At 65.6% G+C, this 16,945-nt stretch carries 19 protein-coding genes and 2 tRNA genes; 11 read left to right on the top strand and 10 right to left on the bottom strand.

Annotated features, from left to right (window positions below):
* Positions 1-36: 36 nt before the first annotated feature.
* The 3 genes from fabF to aspS form a co-directional block, all read right to left on the bottom strand.
* The gene (fabF, locus tag FHT19_RS16675) at positions 37-1,293 is read right to left on the bottom strand and encodes a beta-ketoacyl-ACP synthase II (protein ID WP_168556756.1); all 1,257 of its coding nucleotides are present in this window, start codon (positions 1,291-1,293) and stop codon (positions 37-39) included.
* A gap of 138 nt (positions 1,294-1,431) precedes the next feature.
* Positions 1,432-1,668, bottom strand: a complete 237-nt coding sequence (locus FHT19_RS16670) for an acyl carrier protein (RefSeq protein WP_028657713.1) — start codon at positions 1,666-1,668, stop codon at positions 1,432-1,434.
* 140 nt (positions 1,669-1,808) lie between these two features.
* Entirely contained in the window at positions 1,809-3,590 is a 1,782-nt protein-coding gene (aspS, locus tag FHT19_RS16665) for an aspartate--tRNA ligase (RefSeq protein ID WP_169475977.1), read from the bottom strand.
* 184 nt (positions 3,591-3,774) lie between these two features.
* On the opposite strand from aspS, the gene rnd reads away from it, so the two are divergent.
* Genes rnd through FHT19_RS16650 form a run of 3 tightly spaced genes read left to right on the top strand, consistent with a single transcriptional unit; the run spans position 3,775 to position 6,502 of the window.
* On the top strand, positions 3,775-5,007 hold the full coding sequence (gene rnd, locus FHT19_RS16660; RefSeq protein WP_169475976.1) for a ribonuclease D: 1,233 nt from the start codon (positions 3,775-3,777) through the stop codon (positions 5,005-5,007).
* Positions 5,004-5,900 (top strand): hydrogen peroxide-inducible genes activator, encoded by an 897-nt coding sequence (locus FHT19_RS16655; RefSeq protein WP_168556753.1) that lies wholly within the window; start codon positions 5,004-5,006, stop codon positions 5,898-5,900. Before rnd ends, FHT19_RS16655 begins: the two co-directional genes overlap by 4 nt.
* Positions 5,897-6,502, top strand: a complete 606-nt coding sequence (locus FHT19_RS16650) for a YitT family protein (RefSeq protein WP_169475975.1) — start codon at positions 5,897-5,899, stop codon at positions 6,500-6,502. Before FHT19_RS16655 ends, FHT19_RS16650 begins: the two co-directional genes overlap by 4 nt.
* A 139-nt stretch (positions 6,503-6,641) precedes the next feature.
* Here FHT19_RS16650 and pgsA read toward each other — a convergent pair whose 3' ends face one another.
* Entirely contained in the window at positions 6,642-7,235 is a 594-nt protein-coding gene (gene pgsA / locus FHT19_RS16645; RefSeq protein ID WP_168556751.1) for a CDP-diacylglycerol--glycerol-3-phosphate 3-phosphatidyltransferase, read from the bottom strand.
* 227 nt (positions 7,236-7,462) lie between these two features.
* Here pgsA and FHT19_RS16640 point away from each other — a divergent pair, with 227 nt between their 5' ends.
* A complete protein-coding gene (locus FHT19_RS16640; RefSeq protein WP_169475974.1) occupies positions 7,463-8,881 on the top strand; it encodes an MFS transporter in 1,419 nt (472 codons plus the stop codon).
* Between the two features lie 7 nt (positions 8,882-8,888).
* Here FHT19_RS16640 and FHT19_RS16635 read toward each other — a convergent pair whose 3' ends face one another.
* From FHT19_RS16635 to FHT19_RS16625, 3 genes are all read right to left on the bottom strand, one after another.
* A complete protein-coding gene (locus tag FHT19_RS16635; protein ID WP_168556749.1) occupies positions 8,889-9,149 on the bottom strand; it encodes a hypothetical protein in 261 nt (86 codons plus the stop codon).
* Positions 9,150-9,307: 158 nt separating this feature from the next.
* Positions 9,308-9,490, bottom strand: a complete 183-nt coding sequence (locus FHT19_RS16630) for a CsbD family protein (RefSeq protein ID WP_168556748.1) — start codon at positions 9,488-9,490, stop codon at positions 9,308-9,310.
* A gap of 131 nt (positions 9,491-9,621) precedes the next feature.
* Positions 9,622-10,056, bottom strand: a complete 435-nt coding sequence (locus tag FHT19_RS16625; protein ID WP_169475973.1) for an EVE domain-containing protein — start codon at positions 10,054-10,056, stop codon at positions 9,622-9,624.
* Positions 10,057-10,119: 63 nt separating this feature from the next.
* On the opposite strand from FHT19_RS16625, the gene FHT19_RS16620 reads away from it, so the two are divergent.
* Positions 10,120-11,055: an isopenicillin N synthase family oxygenase gene (locus FHT19_RS16620; RefSeq protein ID WP_169475972.1), complete on the top strand. Its 936-nt coding sequence runs from the start codon at positions 10,120-10,122 to the stop codon at positions 11,053-11,055.
* Positions 11,056-11,264: 209 nt separating this feature from the next.
* Positions 11,265-11,831, top strand: a complete 567-nt coding sequence (locus FHT19_RS16615; protein WP_168556745.1) for a carboxymuconolactone decarboxylase family protein — start codon at positions 11,265-11,267, stop codon at positions 11,829-11,831.
* 51 nt (positions 11,832-11,882) lie between these two features.
* Here the strand turns inward: FHT19_RS16615 and FHT19_RS16610 are convergent.
* The 3 genes from FHT19_RS16610 to FHT19_RS16600 all read right to left on the bottom strand — a co-directional run bounded on the left by FHT19_RS16610 (position 11,883) and on the right by FHT19_RS16600 (position 12,602).
* Positions 11,883-11,958: transfer RNA gene (locus FHT19_RS16610), tRNA-Ala, on the bottom strand.
* 64 nt (positions 11,959-12,022) lie between these two features.
* Positions 12,023-12,098, bottom strand: a tRNA-Ala gene (locus tag FHT19_RS16605).
* A 186-nt stretch (positions 12,099-12,284) separates the two neighbouring features.
* Positions 12,285-12,602: an FYDLN acid domain-containing protein gene (locus tag FHT19_RS16600; protein WP_168556744.1), complete on the bottom strand. Its 318-nt coding sequence runs from the start codon at positions 12,600-12,602 to the stop codon at positions 12,285-12,287.
* A gap of 252 nt (positions 12,603-12,854) precedes the next feature.
* Here FHT19_RS16600 and aroA point away from each other — a divergent pair, with 252 nt between their 5' ends.
* The 5 genes from aroA (at position 12,855) to FHT19_RS16575 (ending at position 16,924) form a co-directional block, all read left to right on the top strand.
* Positions 12,855-14,177 carry a 3-phosphoshikimate 1-carboxyvinyltransferase gene (aroA, locus tag FHT19_RS16595; protein ID WP_211185009.1) on the top strand — a complete coding sequence of 441 codons (1,323 nt, stop codon included), beginning with the start codon at positions 12,855-12,857 and terminating at the stop codon, positions 14,175-14,177.
* Complete coding sequence (locus FHT19_RS16590; RefSeq protein ID WP_169475970.1) at positions 14,174-14,464, top strand: permease; 291 nt, start codon at positions 14,174-14,176, stop codon at positions 14,462-14,464. Before aroA ends, FHT19_RS16590 begins: the two co-directional genes overlap by 4 nt.
* The gene (locus tag FHT19_RS16585) at positions 14,461-15,087 is read left to right on the top strand and encodes a d(CMP) kinase (RefSeq protein WP_169475969.1); all 627 of its coding nucleotides are present in this window, start codon (positions 14,461-14,463) and stop codon (positions 15,085-15,087) included. The genes FHT19_RS16590 and FHT19_RS16585 overlap by 4 nt, the downstream gene beginning before the upstream one ends.
* 98 nt (positions 15,088-15,185) lie before the next feature.
* On the top strand, positions 15,186-15,623 hold the full coding sequence (locus tag FHT19_RS24285) for a PilZ domain-containing protein (RefSeq protein ID WP_211184995.1): 438 nt from the start codon (positions 15,186-15,188) through the stop codon (positions 15,621-15,623).
* Positions 15,624-15,763: 140 nt separating this feature from the next.
* Complete coding sequence (locus FHT19_RS16575) at positions 15,764-16,924, top strand: acyltransferase family protein (RefSeq protein WP_169475968.1); 1,161 nt, start codon at positions 15,764-15,766, stop codon at positions 16,922-16,924.
* Positions 16,925-16,945 lie beyond the last annotated feature (21 nt).

Below are 16,945 nucleotides of genomic sequence, written 5' to 3'. Positions count from 1 at the left end.
GGCTTTGAGGTCTGCGACGGCGTTTGGCCTTGCGGCTCAAACTGCCTTCATGATCAGGCTGGCGTTGGTGCCGCCAAACCCGAACGAGTTGTTGAGCACGGCGCGCACGGTGCGCTTCTTGGCCACGTGCGGCACCAGGTCGACGCCGTCGGTTCCCTCGTCGGGATTGTCGAGGTTGAGCGTGGGGGGCACGATCTGGTCGCGGATGGCCAGGATGCAGAAGATCGCTTCCACCGCGCCCGCGCCGCCCAGCAGGTGGCCGATGGCCGACTTGGTGCTGCTCATCGACGCGCCCGACAGGTCATCGCCCAGCACGCGCTTGACCGCGGCGAGTTCGATCGTGTCGGCCATGGTCGACGTGCCGTGGGCGTTGACATAGTCGATGTCGCCCGCTTCCATCCCGGCCTTGCGCAGCGCCATGCGCATGGCGAGTTCGGCGCCCTTGCCTTCGGGGTGCGGGGCGGTGACGTGATAGGCGTCGCCCGACAGGCCGTAGCCGACCACTTCGGCATAGATCTTGGCGCCGCGCGCCTTGGCGTGCTCGTACTCTTCCAGCACGACAACGCCAGCGCCCTCGCCCATCACGAAGCCGTCGCGATCCTTGTCATAAGGGCGGCTGGCCTGTTCGGGGCGGTCGTTGTAGCTGCAATTGAGCGCGCGCGCCTGGGCAAAGCCGGCCACGCCCAGCGGGTTGATCGTGCTTTCCGCGCCGCCCGCCAGCATCACGTCGGCATCGCCATCCTTGATCATCCGCGCGGCATCGCCAATCGAGTGGGCGCCGGTGGAGCAGGCGGTGACGACCGCGTGGTTGGGGCCCATCAGGCCATACTTGATCGAGACCTGGCCCGAGATCAGGTTGATGAGGCGGCCATGGACGAAGTGGGGGGAAACGCGGCCCGGGCCCTTTTCGTGCAGGACGATCGATTCGCTTTCGATCCCCGGCAGCCCGCCGATGCCCGAACCGATCGAGCAGCCGGTGCGCGTCTTGAGATCGTCATCCATGTCCACCAGGCCGGCGTCTTCCAGCGCCTGGCCCGCGGCATCGATGCCATAGACGATGAACGGATCGACCTGGCGCTGAATCTTGTGGTCGACTCGCTTGCTCGCGTCGAATCCATAAGGATGGTCGGCCGGCTTCACTTCGCAGGCGATCTGGCACTTCTGGTTGCTGGCGTCGAACCGGGTAATCGGCCCGGCGCCAGACTTGCCGGCGAGCAGATTCGCCCAAACGGTTTCCACGTCCGCGCCCAGCGGGGTGACAAGGCCGAGGCCGGTTACGACGACACGACGCATTCTATTCTCCGCAAAATCACAAACGAACAGGCCCAGCCCCGCATACATGGGGGCTGAGCCTGCCGAATTCCTCCCCTTTTGCCAATACCTTGTGCCGTTTCAGGCAAAGGCGGTGGCGCTCATGGGGAAGCGGGGCGATCAGCCCTTGTTTTCGTCGATGTACTTGATCGCGTCCGAAACGGTCGAGATCTTCTCGGCCGCGTCGTCGGGGATTTCCACACCGAATTCTTCTTCAAAGGCCATGACCAGCTCGACGATGTCGAGCGAGTCAGCGCCGAGATCGTCGATGAAGCTGGCGTCTTCGGTGACCTTGTCGGCCTCGACGCCGAGGTGCTCGACAACGATCTTCTTAACGCGGTCGGCGGTATCGCTCATTATATGCCCCTTCGCAGGAAACAGGTTGGTGGTCGCGGGTCAGGCATCGCCCTAATAGGCTGTTGAACCGCTGGCAAGAGGCGCCCGCATCGTGCCCTCTCAAGCGTGGGACACGAGCGCCGGTCGGAAGGCGCTGCCGATCAGCCCTTGGGCTGTTCGACAACGCGAATATTGAGTTCCCGCAACTGCTTGGGTTCGGCCGGCGAAGGCGCACCCATCAGCAGGTCTTCGGCCCGCTGGTTCATCGGGAACAGCGTGATCTCGCGCAGGTTCTGCGCGCCGCACAGCAGCATGACGATGCGATCCACCCCGGCCGCCATCCCGCCGTGGGGTGGCGCGCCATACTGGAACGCGCGGTAAAGACCGCCAAAGCGCTCTTCCACGTCGCCCTTGGTCAGGCCGACGATCTCGAACGCCTTGACCATGGTTTCGGGCGACTGGTTGCGGATCGAACCCGAAGCGATTTCATAGCCGTTGCACACCAGGTCGTACTGGAAGGCCTTGATCGTCAACGGATCCTGGTTCGACAGCGCGTCCATCCCGCCCTGCGGCATGGAGAACGGGTTGTGGCTGAATTCCACCTTCTTGTTGTCTTCATCCCATTCATAGAACGGGAAATCGACAATCCAGCACAGCTTGTAGGTGCCTTCTTCCACCAGGCCGAGCTGGGCGGCCACGCGGTTGCGCGCCAGGCCCGCCAGCTTGGCGGCCTGGTCGGCCTTGCCCGCGGCAAAGAACAGCCCGTCGTTTTCGCCAAGGCCCAGCTCGGCATAGAGCGCGGCCATGCCTTCGGCCCCATGATTCTTGGCGATCGGCCCGCCGAACTCGCCGCCCTTGCGGGTGACATAGCCCAGGCCCGCATGGCCTTCGGCACGCGCCCAGTCGTTCATCTCGTCGAAGAACTTGCGGCTCTTGTCCGCCGTGCCCGGCGCGGGAATCGCACGGACCACGCCGCCGCCGCCCACGATCTTCTCGAACAGGCCAAAGCCCGAAGCGGTGAAGTGGTGCGAAACGTCGGTGATGATCAGCGGGTTGCGCAAGTCCGGCTTGTCCGAACCATACTTGAGGATCGCCTCATCATAAGGAATGCGCGGGAACTGGCCCACGGGCGTCACAGGCTTGCCGTCGGCAAAGGCTTCGAACACGCCGCCGATCACCGGCTCCATCGTTTCCCAGACTTCTTCCTGGGTCACGAAGCTCATTTCCAGGTCGAGCTGGTAGAATTCGCCCGGCAGGCGATCGGCGCGCGGGTCTTCATCGCGGAAGCACGGCGCGATCTGGAAATAGCGGTCGAAACCCGCCACCATCAGCAGCTGCTTGTACTGCTGCGGCGCCTGGGGCAGCGCATAGAACTTGCCGGCGTGGATGCGGCTCGGCACCAGGAAGTCGCGCGCGCCTTCCGGGCTCGACGCCGTCAGGATCGGGGTGGAATATTCGGTGAAACCGGCCCCTTCCATGCGGCGGCGCATGTCGGAAATGATCTTCGTGCGCGTGACGATGTTGGCGTGCAGCGTCTCGCGGCGCAGATCGAGGAAGCGATAGCGCAGGCGGATGTCTTCGGGATATTCCTGCTCCCCGGCCACCGGCATGGGCAGTTCTTCCGCCGCCGAAAGCACGGTGGCGGCCTTGGCAAAGACTTCGATGGCGCCGGTCGCCAGATTGGCGTTCACGGTCGCTTCGTTGCGCGCCTTCACCACGCCTTCGATGGTGACGACGCTTTCCACGCGCACGCCTTCGAGCAGCGGCAGCGCCGCGCTGTCGCTATCGGCCACGATCTGGGTGATCCCGTAGTGATCGCGCAAGTCCACGAACAGCACGCCACCATGGTCGCGCTTGCGATGCACCCAGCCCGAGAGGCGAACGTTTTCGCCGACATGCTCGCGCGAGAGGGCGCCGCAGGTGTGGGAACGGTAAGGATGCATCGAAACTCTTTCCAATCGGTCTGCAATAAGGCAGGTGAGACAGGCTTAATGTCTGGCGCGGCCAAGAGGCGATGGCCGCGCTTTTGTCAAGCCGCCGCTCCCGGACGGGGGCACCACCGGCCCCAGGCCGCCCCAAGGTGTTGCGGCACCTGAACGGCGGAATCGGGCCATACAGAAAAGAACGATGAAGATACATCCGCTGATTACCACGACCGCCGCGCTTGCCGAACTGTGCGAGCGGCTGGCCAAGTCAGACTTCGTCACGGTCGACACCGAATTCATGCGCGAGAACACCTATTGGCCGGAATTGTGCCTGGTGCAGATCGCCAACGAGGAGGAAGCGGCCGCGATCGACCCGCTGGCGCCGGGGATCGACCTTTCCCCGCTGCTCGACCTGTTGGTGGACAACGAAGACGTGCTCAAGGTCTTCCATGCCGGCGGCCAGGACGTTGAAATCATTTACAATCTTTCGGGCCGCACGCCGCACCCGATCTTCGATACGCAGATTGCGATGATGGCCCTCTCGCAAAGCGAGCAGATCGGCTACTCCAATCTCGTCGAAGCCTGGCTGGGCCTGTCGATCGACAAGGGCGCGCGCTTCACCGACTGGTCGCGCCGCCCGCTCACCGAGCGGCAGATCGAATATGCCATCGGCGACGTCACGCACCTGTCGAAAATCTTCCCCAGGATGCTCAAGCGCCTGATCAAGACCGGGCGCGGCGAGTGGCTGGACATCGAGATGGAAAAGCTGGCCGACCCCGAAAACTATCGCAACGACCCGGGCAAGGTGTGGGAAAAGATCCGTCCGCCCAGCCGCAACCCCGCCGTGCTCGGCCGCCTGCGCGCGATCGCCGCCTGGCGCGAGGCCGAGGCGATGGACAAGAACATCCCGCGCGGCCGCATCATGCGCGACGAAACCCTGGCCGACATCGCCAGCCACCCGCCGCGCGAACAGCATGACCTGGCCAAAGTGCGCGGCCTCTCCACCGGATGGAAGGATAACGACATCGGACGCCGCCTCATGCAGACCCTGGCCGATGCCAAGCCCCTGACCGAAGCGGAAATGCCGCCGCGCGCGGCGCGCGGTGCGCCGCTGGGCAAGGAAGGCGCGCTGGTGGCCGATCTGCTCAAGCTGCTGCTCAAGATCCGCAGCCGCGAGATCGACGTGGCCTCGCGCCTGCTCGCCCGCAGCGACGATCTGGAAGCGCTCGCTGCCGGGCAGCGCAAGGGCTTGGCCCTGCTGGAAAGCTGGCGCTACGAACAGTTCGGCCGCGATGCGCTGGAACTGGTCGAAGGGCGACTGGCCTTTGCCGTGGTCAACGGCAAGCTCAAGATGGCGCATATCGACCAGATCGGCAACAATGGCGGGGCCGCTCCGGCGGCGGGCACGGCACCCGAGGAGCCGACCGGGGAATGAGCACTTACCTGCCCACCCTCAAGCAATTGCAATACCTGGTGGCGCTGCACGAACACGGCCACTTCGGCAAGGCGGCCGATTCGTGCTTCGTCTCGCAGTCCACGCTCTCGGCGGGCCTGCGCGAACTCGAATCGCTCTTGGGCGTCACTCTGGTGGAGCGCACGCGCCGCGTCGTGCGCTTCACCCCGCTGGGCAACCAGGTGGTGGCCAAGGCGCATCGCCTGCTGCGCGAAGCCGAAGAACTGTCCGAACTCGTCCAGTCGCACGGCGTGCCGCTGGCCGGCGAACTGCGGATGAGCGTGATCCCCACGATCGCGCCGTTCCTGCTGCCGCGCCTGTTGCCCCGCCTGCGCCGCGATCGCCCGCAATTGAAGCTGTTCCTGCGCGAGGAGCCCAGCGCCGCCGCGATCGAATCGCTGCACCATGGCCGCGCCGATTGCGTGCTGCTGGCCCTGCCCTTTGCCACCGGCGAAGTGGACGTGGCCCCGCTGTTCAAGGACCGGCTCTATGTCGCCTTCCCGCAGGATGATCCGCGCGATCCGCCCGAATCGATTCCCCCGTCGCTGATCGACGAGAATCGCCTGCTGCTGCTGGAAGACGGGCACTGCCTGAAAGAGCATGCCCTGGCCGCGTGCAACCGGCCCGAACTGCGCGCCAGCGCCACGATGATCGGCACCAGCCTGCACACCCTGGTGCAGATGGTGGACAATGGCCTGGGCCTCACCATGCTGCCGGAAATGGCGGTGGAAGCCGGCATCCTGCACGACACCCACATCGTCGCGCGCCCGCTGCAGTCCGATCACGCCTATCGCGAGATTGCGCTGGTCTGGCGCAAGAACTCTCCCCGTGCCGAGGAATTCAAGCTCCTGGCCGAGGAACTGCGCGCGCCATGAAAGTCCAGCGCCACAACGCGCTGGAAGATCTCTACGGCGTTGCTACGGGCTGCCTGTTGCTGGCCCTGGGACTGCACCTGCTGCACCAGGCGCGGCTGATCACCGGGGGCATGGCCGGCCTGGCGCTGCTGCTGTCGTACCTCGCGCCGCTTTCGCCCGGCACGCTGTTTGCCGTGCTCAACCTGCCGATCTTCCTGCTCTTCTGGCGCAGCCAGGGCACGCCCTACACGCTGCGCAGCCTGGTCGCGACGCTGGCCATCACCGGCATGGTGACGCTGGTGGCCAAGGGCCTGGTGCTCACTTCGGCCAGCCCCGCCGCCGCCGCGGTGATCGGCGGCACGGTGATGGGCATGGGCCTCCTCGCCGTGACGCGGCACGGCACCGCCGTGGGCGGATCGAGCGTGATCGCCCGCTGGCTCAGCCGCAAGAAGGGCTGGAACTTCGGCCGCCTGCTGATGATCACAGACGCCACGATCATCGCCGCCTCGGCCCTCGTCCTCGGCCCCGAACGCGCGATCTGGTCACTGGTCAGCGCCACTTGCGCCAACCTGATGGTGATGACCTGGCACCGCCCGGACCGCTATCTGGCGGAGAGTTTGTGAGAGACCATCGGGCGCGATGAAGTAGCGGGACCCCGGATCAAGTCCGGGGTGACGGTATCATCTCTTCGTCACCCCGGACTTGATCCGGGGTCCCGCTGTTCCGCTGCGATAAACCTAACGCCGGCTGCCGAAGCCCCACTCAATCCATGTGCTTCAAACCAACCCGCAGGTAATCCCAGCCGGTGATCACGGTCAGCCCCGCTGCGCCCCACAGCGTCGCCAGGCCCACCGTGTGCGGCACGTTGATGACGATGCCCGACAGGGTCAGCGTCCACCACGGCGTGGCGCAGCCCAGGATCAGCGAGCCGAGCGAGACCATCTGGAACGTGGTCTTCCACTTGGCGAGCTTGGACACCGGCACCGAAACCTGGATGCCACCCAGGAACTCGCGCAGGCCCGATACGGCGATCTCGCGCAGCAGGATGACGAGGCCGGCGATCACGTGCATGTCGCCCACATAGGGGCCGGTCAGCACGCCCTGCGCGGTCAGCACCAGGATCACGGCGGCGACCATGATCTTGTCGGCGATGGGATCGAGAAACACGCCCAGCTTCGACACCGCCCCCTGCGCGCGGGCGAGGTAGCCGTCGAAATAGTCGGTCACGCCCATCAGGCAGTACATGGCAAAGCCCAGCGCATAGCCGGTGGGCCAGTGTGGCCACCACAGCAGGGCCACCAGCAGCGGCACGGCGACAATGCGCGAAAGCGTGAGAATGTTGGGCAACGTCAGCATGGTCGTTACGCAATACGGCGCTGGCCGCAAACATGGAAACGGTTTGTGCACCATACGGCTGGCATGGCCGATCTTGCGCTCGGCCATCTTGCCGATCGTTCGGGCGCCACCCATTTACGACAGGCTGCGGGCAAATCCCGCGTGGTGCCTCGCTTGCCCCTTGCCCCCCCCGCGTGGGGCGCTAAGGCAGGCGGAACAGAGACCAGGGATGCCCGGCAACATTTAGAATGACCACCACAACGCATCTCCTTCGCGCCCGTCGCTTCTTGCCCCTGTTCGTCACCCAGTTGCTGGGCGCGTTCAACGACAACCTGTTCAAGAACGCCATGGTGCTGTTCGTGGTGTTCAGCGTGTACAATTCGGAAAAAGCCGAAGCGCACTTTTCCGGCATGGCGACGGCGCTGTTCATCATTCCCTTCGTGGCGCTGTCCGCGCTGTCGGGCCAATTGGCCGACATGCGCGACAAGGCCCGCATCATCCGCATCGTCAAGACCTGCGAGATCGGGATCATGGGCGTGGGCGCGGCCGGCCTGCTGCTGGCATGGAAGGGTTTCCACGTCGAAGGCATCGCCATTCCGCTGATGCTGCTGGCGCTGTTTGCGATGGGCGTGCATTCCACGTTCTTTGGCCCGATCAAGTACGCCATCCTGCCCCAGCACCTGCACGCCGATGAGGTGCTGGCCGGCACCGGTCTGGTCGAAGCGGGCACCTACATGGCGATTCTGGCCGGCACCATCGTGGCTGGCTACATCTCTGCCCCGGCAGCGGCGATCACGGTGATCGTGACGGCGCTGATCGGCTTTTTCGCCGGGCGCAGCGTGCCCGATGCCCCGCCCGAAAAGCTGGACGAACCGCTGGCCCTGCCCTTGCTGCGCCCGTTCCTGGCGCGCCCGCGCAGCCTGGTGCGCGCCGTGGGCCTGGTGCCAGTGGTTGTGGCAGACCAGGTCGTCTCGCTCTATCGCCTGGTCCATTCCACCACGCGCCACCCGCGCGTGTTCCTGGCGATTGCCGCGATCAGCTTTTTCTGGGCGGTGGGCGCGATCCTGTTCGTGCAGTTCCCGCCACTGGCCAAGAACGTGCTGGGCTGCAGCAAGGAAGTGGCCAGCCTGTTCCTGGTGATCTTTTCCGTGGGCATCGCGATCGGCTCGATCTCGATCAACCGGCTGCTCAAGGGCACGGTTTCGGCGCGCTATGCCCCGGCCTGCGTGGTGGGCACCGGGCTGTTCGTGGCCGGCTTCCACTTCGTCTGCGCGGCCTGGCCGGTGCCCGAACAGCGCGGCTTGCTCAACCTGACCGGGTTCATCACCGCGCCGCTGGCCGTGCCACTGGTGGGCACGCTGCTGGGCATCGCCATCACCGGTGGCATGTTCATCGTGCCGCTCTATGCCTTCCTCACCACGGTGGTGGAAAAGTGCGAGGCAGCGCGCACCATTGCAGCGAACAACATCGTCAATTCGGCGGCCATGCTGGTGGGCTCGCTGCTGGCGATGGGGTTGACGGCCGCCGGCGTGCGCATCGTCGACCAGTTGCTGCTGACCGGGGTGCTCTGCCTTATTTCGGCCTGGCTCGGGTGGTTGCTCTATCGCGCCGAGCGCGTGCACCTGGGCGAGCGCGAGGCGCACACATTCGACGAAATGGTCGGCTAAAGCTGGTTCAGCTGATGAAGGCCATGATCGCCATGAAACAGGCGCAATAGGCCATCAGGAATTCCTTCACGTCCTGCAACGTGATGCGCTTCCAGTCCACAGGCTGGGAACGCAATGCGGCGCGCTCCATGGCTGCCAGCACTTCGGGCTCGTGCACCGGCATCGGCAAGAGCACGCGGCGCGGCAGCGTGGCACGGAACGGATGGCCCGGCGCCTTGCCAAAGACGCTGCCCGATCGGGGCGCGGGATGAGGGGCGGAATCGAACATGCCCGCCCTGTTTAGACAATATTAACCATGATGCCACTGCCCGCGCTGCCCGTGCGCTGCTGCAGGCGTATCGCCATGGGACAGGGCCCACAAACGAAACGGGCCGCCCCGGGAAAAGGGCGGCCCGCCGTGTCATGTCAGGGACTGTAGCGCAGCGATCAGATGTCGTCGCCCAGAGCGCCCTTCACTTTGCCCGCGGCCTGCTGGGTCTTGCCCTTGGCCTGCTGGGCCAGGCCTTCGGCCTGAAGCTTGGCGTTGTCTGTCGCCTTGCCGGCGGCTTCCTTGACGTTGCCAACCGCTTCGTTGGCCAGGCCCTTGGCGCGATCCTTGAGTTCACCCATGGTGCATCTCCTTGATTTTAAAGGTTCGGATGCGGCCGGGAGAGGGGGGAGCCGGCCGCATCCTTCGAAGCCAACTACGCCTCAGGCGCCCGGTTGGTTCCATGCGATGCGACAGGCCGTTGTCGTGCGCGTTAAACCGTTCCGCCGGCCATCGCCAGGATATGGGCCCATTCATCACGCCGTACTGCGCAAACCGACAGGCGCGACAGGCGCACCAGTTCCATCTCGGCCAGTTCGGGCGTGGCCTTGATCGTCTTGAGGGTGACCGGATGGGCCAGTTTGGCCACCGGCTTGACCTTGACCGCCGCCCATTTGCCGTCGGGATCGGTCGGGTCGGTCAGGCCGGGCACGCTGATGGTTGCAATGCCAACTATTTCCTTGCCGATGTTGGAATGATAGAAGAACGCCAGATCGCCCTCCTTCATCGTCCGCAGGTTCCGCGCTGCCAGATGGTTGCGCACGCCATCCCAGGTGCCCTCCTTTTCGTTGACCAGATCGTCCCAGCCGTACACGTCGGGTTCGGACTTCATCAGCCAAAGCTGGGTATCGGCACTGATCTCGATCATGGAAACCTTGCGGAAAATGGGTTGGAAGGCGCGCCCATACCGCATTTTCCCCTGGGGAGCCAAATGAACCTCGATACCCTGCCCGTCTTGTCCCTTGCGGCCGATCCGGCCACGCTTTCGCGCGATCTTGGCGCCAGTTTCCAGCAGTTCGGCTTTGCCATGGTCAAGGATCACGGGCTCGATCCTGATCTGGTGGCGCGCGCCTGGGCGCAGACGCAGGCATTCTTTGCCCTGCCCGATTCGCAAAAGCGCGAATATGCCATTCACGGCATCGGCGGCGCGCGCGGCTATACGCCGTTTCGCACCGAAATCGCCAAGGGTGCGAAAGTCAGCGATCTCAAGGAATTCTGGCATGTCGGCCGCGATCTGCCGGCCGGCCATCCGCTGGCGGCGGCCATGCCGCCCAATGTCTGGCCAAGCGAGCCCGAGGGTTTCCGCGACACCTTCACCACCCTGTTCGCCGCCTTCGACGACGTGGGCGCCCGCATCCTGGCGCGCATCGCGGTGTGGCTGGGGCTGGACGAGCATTGGTTCGATCCCGCGATTGCCGATGGCAATTCGGTGCTGCGCCTGCTGCACTATCCGCCGGTGCCCGGCGCGCCCGATGGCGCCATCCGCGCCGGCGCCCATGAAGACATCAATCTCATCACCCTGCTGCTGGGGGCCGAGGAAGCGGGGCTGGAGCTGCTCGCCCGCGATGGCCGCTGGATCGAGGTTTCGCCCCCGCCGGGCGCCCTGGTGGTCAACATCGGCGATATGCTCCAGCGCCTGACCAACCACGTGCTGCCCTCCACCACGCACCGGGTGCGCAATCCCGATGGCGCGCGGGCCGGGTTCAGCCGCTATTCGATGCCGTTCTTCCTGCACTTGCGCAGCGATTTCGCGTTCCACACCCTGCCCCAGTGCATCACCGCGGAGAACCCCGATCGCTATCCCGTGTCGATCACGGCGGACGAGTACCTGCAGCAGCGCCTGCGCGAAATCGGCCTGAGAATGTAAAGATCTGGTTCAAAATTCGCCGCAAGGCGAATTTTGGGTTCGGCACCGGCCCGCTCCCCCACCCGACCTCCCAACGATAGTACCCTATAGGAGGTCGGGTGGGGGAGCGGGCCGGTGCCGAACCATCCGAACACAGATCAACGGAACCGGCAGGCGCATGGTGCATTGCAGGCGCGGGACCTGTTGCACCGCACAAAAAAGGAGCGCCCATGCGCCTGCCCCTCATTCCCCCGGCCCAACTGACCGACGAGCAAAAGCCGCTCTACGAAGCGATGCGCCAAGGCATCGCCAGCAATTTCAACGCTTTCAAGGTGATCGATGATTCCGGCGCGCTGATGGGTCCGTGGAATCCCTGGCTGCATTCCCCGCGCATCGGCAAGGCGATCTGGGACCTGACGCTGGCCCTGACGGCAGAGGCGACCGTGCCCGATCGCGTGCGCCAAGTGGTGATCCTGGCGGTTGGCGCCCGATTCGATGCCGCCTATGAGATCTATGCCCATGTCGCCGTGGCCGAGAAGGACGGCATGAGCGCACAGCGCCTCGCCACGCTGACCGCCGATCTCAAGCCGGCGGACCTGGCACCCGATGAAAGCGTGGCGTTCGACCTGGCCTATGCCCTTGCGCGCGGCGGCGTGCTGCCCGAGCCGGTCTATGCCCTGGCGCGCGAAACCTTTGGCCAGGACGGGCTCAACGAGCTGATCTTCCTGGTCGGGCTCTATGCCATGGTCTCGGTCACGCTCAACGGCTTCAACGTGCCAGTGCCCGAGCGCGAATAAGGCCAAAACGCAAAAAGCCCCACACATGGCGGGGCTTTTTTGATCCGGAACTGGTGGAGCCGAGGGGGATCGAACCCCTGACCTCTACAATGCCATTGTAGCGCTCTCCCAGCTGAGCTACGGCCCCACGTGTTCCAGCATTGACGTCCACAAGAGACGAAGTTCCTGTTAATCCAAGAACTTTCGCAGACTGGTGGAGCCGAGGGGGATCGAACCCCTGACCTCTACAATGCCATTGTAGCGCTCTCCCAGCTGAGCTACGGCCCCAAATCGTCTGCCAGGACACCCTGGGAGGCACCCTGTCCGGCCAAGCCACCAAGTGGTGATCATCGCCGGGAGCCGCGCCTCTAAGGGAGAGGCTGACGGCTGGCAAGAGGCTTTTTTTGCCGCCTGCCGATTTTCGCGGGCCTCCCGGAAATGTCTTGTGGACATCCCCGGGCAACCCCGAAAGGCTTAGTTTTCCTCGTCCTCGCCGTCGTGCGCGCCCACGCCCAGGTCGTCGTCGCCACCCAGGTCCACGTCGTTGTCGGGCGAATCGCCATCGTCGTCGATGTCCAGATCCTCGTCGGCCAGATCGACGTCGGCATCCGCCTCGACCTTTTCCTTCTGGATCTCTTCATAGGGGATCGGCTGCTTCGACTTGAGCACCGGCTCGGGATGCCAGGAATACTTGCATTCCACACACGTCACCGGATCGGCATTGCCGAGGTCGTAAAAGCGGGTGCCGCACTTCGGACAGCTATGCTTGGCGCCCCATTCAGGCTTGACCATGGATAATCCTCGAAAAGCTCGCCCGCCGCCATTGGGGCACGGACCGAAAGCAAAAAAGCGTCTTGCCAAAGACCATCTGTATGCGCGTTGCCCGGAAATCAAGCGTGCGCATGACAGACTGCGGCGGGCGCCTTGCCATAGTGGCCGCGCGCTGTCAAAAGCCGCGCGTTTTTGCAGCCTCTTTTGCATTCCTGGCCCCTTTGGCATTCTTGGAAAGATCGATCCGTGAGCACCCATTCCGATCCCGCCCTCATGCGCCCCCGCCGCTTTGCCGCCCAGGGGCCGCTCAAGGGCCGGATTCGCGTGCCGGGTGACAAGTCGATCAGCCACCGCTCGATCATGCTGGGCGCGCTGGCCGTTGGCGAAACCCGCGTGACCGGGCTGCTGGAGGGCGAAGACGTCCTCTCCACCGCTGCCGCCATGCGCGCGATGGGCGCCACCATCGAACGCCAGGCCAATGGCGATTGGCTGGTCGCGGGCGTGGGCGTGGGCGGCCTGCTGCAACCCAACGGCGCGCTCGACATGGGCAATTCGGGCACGTCCACCCGCCTCTTGATGGGCCTGGTCGCCAGCCATCCGATCGCCGCCTGCTTCGTGGGCGATGCCAGCCTGTCCAAGCGGCCGATGGGCCGGGTGATCGATCCGCTCAGCCAAGTGGGTGCGCGCTTCACCGCCTATCCCGGTGGGCGCCTGCCGCTGATCGTGGAAGGCGCAGCCACGCCCGTGCCCCTCACCTATCGCCTGCCCGTGGCCTCGGCCCAGGTGAAAAGCGCGGTGCTGCTTGCCGGGCTCAACACGCCCGGCATCACCACCGTGATCGAACCGGTGCCCACGCGCGACCATTCCGAACGCATGCTGCGCGGCTTTGGCGCCGACCTGTCGGTCGAACTCGATAGCGACGGCGCCCGCGTGATCCGCCTGGTCGGCGAAGCTGAACTCAAACCGCAGACCATCACCGTGCCCGGCGATCCATCGTCTGCCGCATTCTTTGCCGTGGCGGCGCTGATCGTGCCGGGGTCTGACCTGGTGATCGAGAACGTCGGCCTCAATCCCACCCGCGCCGCGCTGTTCGACGTGCTGCGCCAGATGGGCGGCAGCATCGAGGAATTAAACCGCCGCGACGTGGGGGGGGAACCGGTGGCAGACTTGCGCGTGCGCGCCTCCACGCTCACGGGAATCGATGTCGATCCCGCCGTGGTGCCCAGCATGGTGGACGAATTCCCCGTGCTGTTCGTGGCCGCAGCCCATGCCCAGGGCCGCACGATCACGCGCGGGCTGGAAGAGCTGCGCGTCAAGGAATCGGATCGCATCACGGTGATGCGCGTCGCGCTGGAACAGGCCGGCGCCCGCGTGCAGGAAACCGAGGACGGCCTGATCATCGACGGCACCGGCGGCGAAGGGCTGCGCGGTGCCAACAACCATCCCGTGGCCACCCATCTCGATCACCGCATTGCCATGTCGATGGCGGTCGCTGGCCTGGCCAGCGCGGCCGGGGTGGAAGTGGACGATACGCGTCCCATCGCGACCAGCTTCCCGGTGTTCGAGCAGTTGATCGCCACGGCCACGGGGCAATGACGCTTTCGCCGGTGTTTGCCAATATCTGCGGCTTTATCGGCATGGCCTGCATCATCGTGGCCTATGCCTATACCACGCGCGAAAGCGCCAATGGCCGCCAGCCCAACCCGTTCGTGCAGCATGGCACCAACCTGGCCGGCGCCGCGTTGCTGACGGTTTCGCTGATGGTCAATCTCAACCCTGCATCGCTGGTGCTGGAGGGGTTCTGGTCGGCCATCGCGATCTGGGGCCTGGCCAAGGCCCTGCGCGAAAAAAGAATGCGTGAAGGAAGGACGAACCCGCGATGATCATTGCCATCGATGGCCCCACGGCATCGGGCAAGGGCACGATCGCCCGCGCGCTGGCCGATCATTTCGGCCTGCCCCATCTCGATACCGGCCTGCTTTATCGCGCAGTCGGCCGCCAGGTGGCGCTCAATGGCGGTAGTCCGGATGATCCGGCCGATGCGCTGGCCGCCACGGACTTTCCCGAAAGCCTGCTCGCCGATCCCGAACTGCGTTCGGAAGCAAGCGGGGGCCTGGCCAGCCGCGTCTCGATCCATCCGGACGTGCGCGCCGCGTTGCTGGCGCGCCAGCAGGCTTTTGCCAACCAGCCGGGCGGCGCCGTGCTCGACGGGCGCGACATCGCCACCGTCATCGCCCCGCATGCAGAGGCCAAGCTGTTCGTGACCGCCAGCGTCGCGGCGCGGGCACTGCGGCGCTGGGCCGAAATGCAGGCACAGGGCCGCACGGTGGCGCGCGAAGAAATCGAGGCAGACCTCGCCGCCCGCGACGCGCGCGACGCGGGCCGCGCCACCGCGCCCCTGCGCCAGGCACCCGGCGCGGCCCTGCTCGATACGTCTGCCATGGGGCGCGAGGCTGCCGTGGCGGCCGCCATTGCCCTGGTGGAAAAGCAGCTGGCGGCAATTTAAGGCGATAAGGGCGATTGCGTATTGCGCCGCGCCGCCTGAAAGCCATCGCACAACCACCGTTCTTCCGTGGCAAAAGGCATTGGCCAGCGGAGAACATCATGTTTCGCAAGCAGGAATTGGACGAATCCGGCCCGCGCGAGGGCGGCCCCGGCATGACCGCCGCCGCCACTGGCGCCGAAGCGCGCCGTTTTCCCCGCATCGGGGTGGAACTGCCGGTGCGGGTAAAGCACGGGCTGGTGCGCGCCACGGTCATGCTCAAGGATCTCACGCCCTATGGCGCGCGGATCGAAGGGCTGGAAAAGCAGCGCATCGGCGAGCCGATCATGCTCATGCTGCCCGGCCTCAAGCCCAAGCTGGCGTTCGTTGCCTGGTCCGAGCCGATGACCTCGGGCCTGGAATTCGACCACCCCTTGCACGAAACCGTGTTTGCCGCGCTGGTCAGCGATTTTGCGGTGGGGCATCACCGCCGCATGGCCATGGGCCGCCCGCGCGCTGCCGCGACGGCCACCGATACCGGCGCCGCCGAGGCGGCCTGAGCGCAGGCGGCCGGTCCACCGCGAGGCACAGGCAATTGGGCGCAGGCAAACGCTTGACCATGGACGCGCGCGGCCCATGCGGTTACGGGCGGGCCATGGCCCCTGCCCCGCTTCCCTGCCCTGCCGGTTGATCCCGCGTGATGCCGCAACGCCTCCACCATCTCGATGCCGCGCGGGCCGTGCTGCTCCTGCTGGGGATTCCGTTTCACGTCGGCACCACGGCCACGATGATCCTGTCGCCCGGCCTGCCCATGTGGATGGCCAATCCGGTGCTCGGCGTCGGGCTTTCGTTCATCCATTCGTTCCGCATGTCGGCGTTCTTCATCCTGGCCGGCTATTTTTCCGGCATGGCCAGCACCCGGCGCGGGCGCCTGTCGTGGCTGGCCGACCGGATGGTGCGCGTGGCCCTGCCGCTGGTGGCCAGCCTCGCCAGCCTGGCGGTGATCCAGTACCATCTCAAAGTCATGCTTTCACCGGCCTGGGCACCGGGTCTCTATGGCTGGCCCCTGGCGGTGGAACACTTGTGGTTCCTCGTCGTGCTGCTGGGCTTTGTCCTCACGTATGCCTTGCGCCCGGCGCGCGCATTCGTGCCCGATCGCCTGTGGCGCCCGCTGCTCGGCCTTGATCGCGGGACATGGCCGGTGCCCCTGGTGGCGCTGGCCGCCTGGGGCGCGGGGCTGGCCTGGATGGGGCAAGTGCTGGGCCTGCAGGACAACGAAGCGGTGATCGGCCAGGAACTGCTGCTGCGCTATTTCCAATACCTGCCGGCTTTCGTCATCGGCGCGCTGGGTTGGCGGCTCAAGCTGGCAGACCGCCTGTTCGCGTTCGAGGGGCGCTGGCCCTGGCTGGCCGTGCCGCCGCTGATGATCGGGCATTTCCTGCTCGATCCGCTGGTGCGCCCGCATCTGGGCTGGGAAGCCGATCCCACGCCGCTTTTGCGCGTGATCGATGGCGCGCTGGCCTGCGCGCTGACTTATGCCATGGCCTTGGTGGTGTTCCGCGTGCTGGCCCACCTGTTCGACCGGCCCAGCCGCGCGGTCTCGTTCCTGGTCGATGGCGCCATGGCGATCTACCTGTTCCACATGACCGTGACCATGCTGGTGATCCTGGCCGTTGCGCGCCTGGGCGCTGCCGACTGGCCGTTCCCGACGATGCAATGGGCCGCGCTGTCTGCCCTGGTGCTGGGCCTCTCGATCCTGGTCTTCCTGGTGGTGCGTCGCATTCCGGTGCTGGCGCTGGTGTTCGGCGGGCAGCGCGTGGCGCCGCGCCAGCGCGCCGATGCCCCGCCCTTGCGCGGCTGACAGGCTTGCATTCGCCCGCCA

Source organism: Novosphingobium sp. SG919, assembly GCF_012932495.1.
Lineage (GTDB): Bacteria > Pseudomonadota > Alphaproteobacteria > Sphingomonadales > Sphingomonadaceae > Novosphingobium > Novosphingobium rhizosphaerae.
Note: the sequence above shows the minus strand (reverse complement) of the source record. Positions and strands in the feature narration are given on the sequence as shown.